At 66.9% G+C, this 6083-nt stretch carries 5 protein-coding genes; all 5 read left to right on the top strand.

All coding sequences use genetic code 11. The features are described 5' to 3' along the window. Positions 1-289 precede the first annotated feature (289 nt). The 5 genes from AC5QAB_RS20980 to AC5QAB_RS21000 are packed head-to-tail and all read left to right on the top strand — an operon-like array spanning position 290 to position 5967. Positions 290-1678 carry a UbiA family prenyltransferase gene (locus tag AC5QAB_RS20980; RefSeq protein ID WP_425520436.1) on the top strand — a complete coding sequence of 463 codons (1389 nt, stop codon included), beginning with the start codon at positions 290-292 and terminating at the stop codon, positions 1676-1678. Further along, positions 1678-2982 (top strand): FAD-binding oxidoreductase, encoded by a 1305-nt coding sequence (locus AC5QAB_RS20985; RefSeq protein ID WP_329851396.1) that lies wholly within the window; start codon positions 1678-1680, stop codon positions 2980-2982. Before AC5QAB_RS20980 ends, AC5QAB_RS20985 begins: the two co-directional genes overlap by 1 nt. Before the next feature lie 2 nt (positions 2983-2984). Next, positions 2985-3722, top strand: a complete 738-nt coding sequence (locus tag AC5QAB_RS20990) for an SDR family oxidoreductase (RefSeq protein WP_329851394.1) — start codon at positions 2985-2987, stop codon at positions 3720-3722. An 8-nt stretch (positions 3723-3730) separates the two neighbouring features. Beyond that, the gene (locus AC5QAB_RS20995) at positions 3731-4678 is read left to right on the top strand and encodes an NAD-dependent epimerase/dehydratase family protein (protein WP_176422015.1); all 948 of its coding nucleotides are present in this window, start codon (positions 3731-3733) and stop codon (positions 4676-4678) included. A 2-nt stretch (positions 4679-4680) separates the two neighbouring features. Beyond that, complete coding sequence (locus AC5QAB_RS21000; RefSeq protein ID WP_495233607.1) at positions 4681-5967, top strand: NAD(P)/FAD-dependent oxidoreductase; 1287 nt, start codon at positions 4681-4683, stop codon at positions 5965-5967. Positions 5968-6083 lie beyond the last annotated feature (116 nt).

A 6083-nucleotide genomic window follows, 5' to 3' on the forward strand; every position in this document is an offset into this window, starting at 1 on the left:
CACCCCCTGCAGGGCCTCCGCCGCGCTGGCGTAGCGCTTTCCGCCGGAAGTCGATTGCTGCATTGCTGTAGTACCCTGCGAATGGATAAGCGCATTCTAGCCGCAGGCCTGCACCCGACGGGTTTGCGGCGCAGCAAACCGCACGGATGCAGCGGCCCGGGGCCGGGATGCCGCTTTCTGGCCCATGCCCCAACGCGGATACAATGGACGATCCCGCCGCGTCAGCCCGCGAACGATGCCCCCAGCGCCTCCTGCCCCCTCTCCTGCAGCCCAAGACCGCGCCCTGTGCGTGGACCTGGATGGCACGCTGCTGGACACGGACCTCCTATATGAATCGCTGCTGGTGCTGTTGGCGCGCAATCCGCTGTACCTGTTCCTGCTGCCGTTCTGGCTGCTGCAGGGCAAGGCCGCACTGAAGCGGCAGATCGCTGTACGCGTCACCATCGATCCACGCCGCCTGCCTTACAACCCGAAAGTTCTGGAACTGCTGCGCGACACGGCGCAGCGCCCGCGGGTGCTGTGTACCGCCTCGGACCAGCTGCTGGTCGCGCCGATCGCCGCACACCTGGGCCTGTTCGAGCAGGTGATCGCCAGCGATGGCCAGCGCAACCTGTCCGGCACGCACAAGGCACAGGCCCTGGTGGATGCCTTCGGCGAGCGTGGTTTCGACTACGCCGGCAATGGCACGGTCGATCTGGCGGTCTGGGCCCGCGCTGCAGGCGCCTGGGTGGTCAACAACCGCAGTGCCCTGGCCGGTGCCGCAGCGCAACGCACCCAGCTGCTGGGGCACTGGCCCGCCCCATCCAGGCTGCAGGCATGGTTGAAGGCGCTGCGGCCACACCAGTGGCTGAAGAACCTGTTGGTGTTCGTGCCCGTGTTGACCTCCCACCGCTTCCTGGAAGCACCGGCGGTGGCCGATGCCCTGCTCGCCTTCGCGGCCTTCAGCCTGTGCGCCTCCGGCGTCTACCTGCTCAATGACCTGCTCGACCTCGATGCGGATCGCCGCCATCCGCGCAAGCGCCATCGCCCCTTTGCCGCCGGTCGCCTGCCGCTGCTGCACGGCCTGGTTGCAGGCCCGGCGCAGACGCTGTGCGGGCTGGCCGTGGCACTGGCCTGCAGCCCTGCATTCGCGGCCGTGCTGGCGGGCTACTACGCGCTGACCGTTGCCTACTCGTTGCGCCTGAAGCGCATCGTCATGCTCGACGTGGTGCTGCTGGCCAGCCTCTACACCCTGCGCATCATCGGCGGCACGGTAGCCATCGGGGCAGAACTGTCGTTCTGGCTGCTGGCCTTCAGCATGTTCATTTTCCTCTCGCTGGCTCTGCTCAAGCGCTATACCGAACTCCACGCGGTGCTGGCACGTGGCAAGACCCGCGCCAACGGCCGTGGCTACGGCGTGGAAGACCTGCCGCTGCTGCAGTCGCTGGGCGCGGCCGCCGGCTACTGCGCCGTGCTGGTGATGGCGCTGTACATCAACAGCCCCGACAGCGTGGAGCTGTACCGCAACCCGAAGCTGCTGTGGTTCATCTGCCCGATCCTGCTGTACTGGGTCAGCCGCGCCTGGGTGATCGCGCATCGCGGCAACATGCACGATGACCCGATCGTGTTCGCTGCCACGGACCGGGCCAGCCAGGTGGTGGCCGTGCTGTGCGCCGGGTTTGCCCTGGTGGCGATCTGATGCGGGACGGCGCGTATTCCTGGGGGCGGTATCCGCGCGCGCCACAGTCGCTGGTCAGGGTGCATGATCGGCTCGCCGCGCTGCCGGCCTTCGCAGGCAGCGCGCTGCCGCATGGCAATGGACGCAGCTATGGCGACAGTTGCCAGAATCCGGGGGCCACCCTGCTCGACTGTCGCGGTCTGGACCGCTTCATCGCCTTTGACCCGGCCAGCGGACGGTTGCATTGCGAAGCTGGCGTCACCTTGGGCGAGATCATCGCGCTCGTTCTGCCACAGGGCTGGTTCCTGCCGGTTACCCCAGGCACGCGTCACGTCACCGTGGGCGGCGCGATCGGCAATGATGTGCATGGCAAGAATCATCATCTGGCCGGCAGCTTCGGCCACCACGTGCTCTCCTTCGAGCTGCTGCGCAGCAACGGCGAACGCCGCGTGTGCAGGCCTGGCGATGGCGACGGTTGGTTCGAAGCCACCGTCGGTGGGCTTGGCCTGACCGGACTGGTCACCCATGCCGAGCTGCAGCTGCGCCGCGTGCCGGGCAGCAGCCTTGAGGTGGAGAACATCCGTTTCTCCAGCCTGGCCGACTTCTTCGCACTGTCACAGGACAGCAGCGAGAGCCACGAGTACAGTGTGGCCTGGATCGACTGCCTGGCGCATGGCCGCGCCCTCGGCCGTGGGCATTTCACCCGTGCCAGCCATGCCGTGCAGCCGGCCGACGAACGTCCGGCCACGCCCCGGCGGCAGTGGTCGATGCCGCTAACGCCACCGATGTCACTGGTCAACCGGCTCACCCTGCGCCCGTTCAATACGCTCTATTACTGGCGCCAGCCCGCGCAACGCCGGCGCCACGTCTCACACCTGTTGCCCTTTTTCTATCCGCTTGATGGCATCAGCCAGTGGAACCGGATGTACGGTCCGGCTGGCTTCGTGCAGTACCAGTGCGTGCTGCCACCGCACGCGGCCGCGGATGGAATTCCCGCCCTGCTGCAGGAAATCGCCCGCAGTGGCCAGGGGTCGTTCCTGGCGGTACTCAAGCAGTTCGGCACGCGGCCGTCCCTTGGCATGTTGTCCTTCCCGCGCCCGGGTACCACCCTGGCCCTGGACTTCCCCAACACCGGCGAGGCGCTCTGGGCCCTGCTGCGGCGCCTGGACCGGATCGTCGATGCCGCCGGCGGTGCCCAGTACCCGGCCAAGGATGCGCGGATGACCGCCGCCTCATTCCAGCAGGCGTACCCGCGCTGGCAGGACTTCAGCCGATTCATCGATCCTCGTTTCTCGTCCGGCTTCTGGCGCCGGGTCACGGAGTAAGCATGCAGAACGTCCTCATCATCGGCGCCACGTCCGCGATCGCCGAAGCCGTCGGACGGCGCTATGCCGCACGCGGCGCGGCGCTGTTCCTGGTTGCTCGCCGTTCCGAACGGCTCGCCGCCATCGCCGACGACCTGCGCGTGCGCGGTGCACGCACCACGCACACTTCTTCGATGGACATCAACGATCTGGCCGCCCACGCCGAGCTGCTGGCGCAGGCCTGGCAGGCGCTGGGACGGGTGGACGTGGTGCTGGTTGCACATGGCACGCTGCCCGATCAGGCAGCGTGTGAGGCCTCGGTGGAAACCTGCATGGCCGAGTTCGCCACCAACGGTAGCTCGACCCTGGCCTTGCTCGGGCCTATGGCCAATCGGCTGGCCGACGCCGGCAGCGGCACGCTGGCGGTGATCACTTCGGTGGCCGGCGACCGCGGCCGCCAGAGCAACTACGTCTACGGCGCCGCCAAGGCTGCGGTCAGCACCTACCTGAGTGGCCTGCGCCAACGCCTGGCCAAGCAGGGCGTGGCGGTGGTCGACATCCGTCCGGGCTTCGTCGACACGCCGATGACGGCCCACCTGCGCAAGGGCCCATTGTGGGCAACGCCGGACCAGGTCGCGCGCCGCATCGTCGCCGGCATCGGGCGCGGCACCCCGGTGCTGTATGCCCCGGGCTTCTGGCGGTTGATCATGACGGTGATCCGCCTGCTGCCGCAGGCCCTCTTCAACAGGATCTCGCTGTGAGCACTGCAATGGACTCCGAGCTGGAGCAGAAGATCATCATTCCCGGTGGTGCCGGCCTGGTCGGCCAGAACCTGGTCGCCATCCTCAGGCGCCAGGGCTACCGCCGGCTGGTGGTGATCGACAAGCACGCTGCCAATCTCGCGGTGCTGGCACGCATGCATCCGGACGTGGTGACCGAACACGCCGACCTGGCAGAGCCGGGCACCTGGGAGCGCCATTTCGCCGGGGCCGACGCCGTGGTGATGCTGCAGGCGCAGATCGGCGGCACCGATCCTCTGCCATTCGTGCGCAACAACATCACTGCCACCGACCTCATCCTGGATGCCATCGAGCGCCACGCCGTGCCCTACACGGTGCACGTCAGCTCCTCGGTGGTCTGTTCGGTGGCCGATGACGACTACACCCGCACCAAGCGTGAGCAGGAGCAACGCGTCGCCGCGCGCGGCATTCCATCGGTCATCCTGCGCCCGACCCTGATGTTCGGCTGGTTCGATCGCAAGCACCTGGGATGGCTGTCGCGCTTCATGCGCAGGGTTCCGGTATTCCCGATTCCCGGCGATGGTCGCTACATGCGCCAGCCACTGTATGCCGGCGATTTCGCCACCATCATCGCCAGCTGCCTGCGCTCGCGCATTGCTGGCCAGCGCTACAACATCACCGGCTTGGAGAAGGTGGATTACATCGACATCATCCGCCAGATCAAGCGCAGCACGCGTGCCCGCACCCTGCTGCTGCACATTCCCTACCGCCTGTTCCACCTGCTGCTGAGGACCTGGGCGCTGTTCGACCGCGACCCACCGTTCACCGCGGCGCAGCTGCAGGCACTGGTGGCCCATGATGAGTTCGAAGTCATCGACTGGCCTTCGATCTTCAACGTACGGCCGACGCCCTTCGCGCAGGCCATCGACGCCACCTTCAACGACCCCGAGTACGGCGACATCGCCCTGGAGTTCTGATCATGAGCGAGCGCATCGCCGTTCTCGGCGCCGGCCCGATGGGCCTTGCCGTGGCCTACCAGCTGGCCCGCGACGGCCATCAGCCCGTGGTATTCGAAGCCGATGACCGCGTTGGCGGAATGACCGCGAGCTTCGACTTCGGCGGCATGCCGATCGAACGCTACTACCATTTCCATTGCACCTCCGATCACGATTTCCTGACCATGCTCGACGAGCTGGGGCTGGGCGAACGCATGCGCTGGACCGAGACCCGCATGGGCTACTGGTTCGGCAAGCGCCTGCAGCCATGGGGCAATCCGATTGCCCTGCTGCGCTTCAGGGGCCTGGGGATGATGGCGAAGATCCGTTACGGCCTGCATGCTTTCCTGTGCACGCGTCGCAACGACTGGCGCCCGCTGGACCACGTTGAAGCCTCCTCCTGGATCCGCCGCTGGGTTGGCGCCGAAGCCTACGAAACGCTGTGGCGCCGGTTGTTCGACTACAAGTTCTACGACTATGCCGGCAACCTGTCCGCGGCCTGGATCTGGAGCCGGATCCGGCGCATCGGGCGCTCCCGTTACAGCCTGATGCGCGAAAAGCTCGGGTATCTGGAAGGCGGTTCATCCACCCTGCTCGATGCCCTGCATGCGGACATCCAGCGCCATGGTGGCGAGGTGCGGCTGTCCAGCCCGGTGCAACGCATCGTGATAGAGGACGGCCGCGTACGCGGTGTCCAGGTCGGCGGCGAGCATCTGACCTTCGACAAGGTCATTTCCACGGTACCGCTGCCGTTCGTGCCACGCCTGGCGCCGGACCTGCCGGAGTCCATCCTGGCGAAGTTCCGCGCCTTGAACAACATTGCGGTGGTCTGCGTGATCGCCAAGCTGCGCAGGCCGGTCTCGGCCAACTTCTGGGTCAACACCAACGACCCGGACATGGACATCCCCGGCATCGTCGAGTACACCAACCTGCGCCCGATGGATGCCCATATCGTCTACGTGCCGTTCTACATGCCCGGCGAGCACGAGCGTTATGGCGACAGCGACGACGTGTTCGCCGGCAAGGTCCGCCGATACCTGTGCATGATCAATCAGCAGTTGGGCGCGGATGACTTCATCGACGTGCGGGTCAGCCGCTACCGCCACGCGCAGCCGATCTGCGAGCCGGGCTTCCTGGACCGGCTGCCGCCGCGCCGGCTGCCGGTGGAAGGACTGTGGGTGGCCGATACCTCGCACTACTACCCCGAAGACCGCGGCATCTCCGAGAGCATCGGCTTCGGGCGTGCCATGGCCCGCGAGGCGGTGGCGTGACCCTGTCCCGCCCGTTCCTGCTGTTCCTGCTGGCCGGCGGCATCGCTGCGCTGGCCAACATCCTGTCGCGGATGCTGTACAGCCACTGGATGCCGTTCACCCCGGCGATCATCGCC

The organism is Stenotrophomonas sp. YJH_SMC_127, from assembly GCF_059372445.1.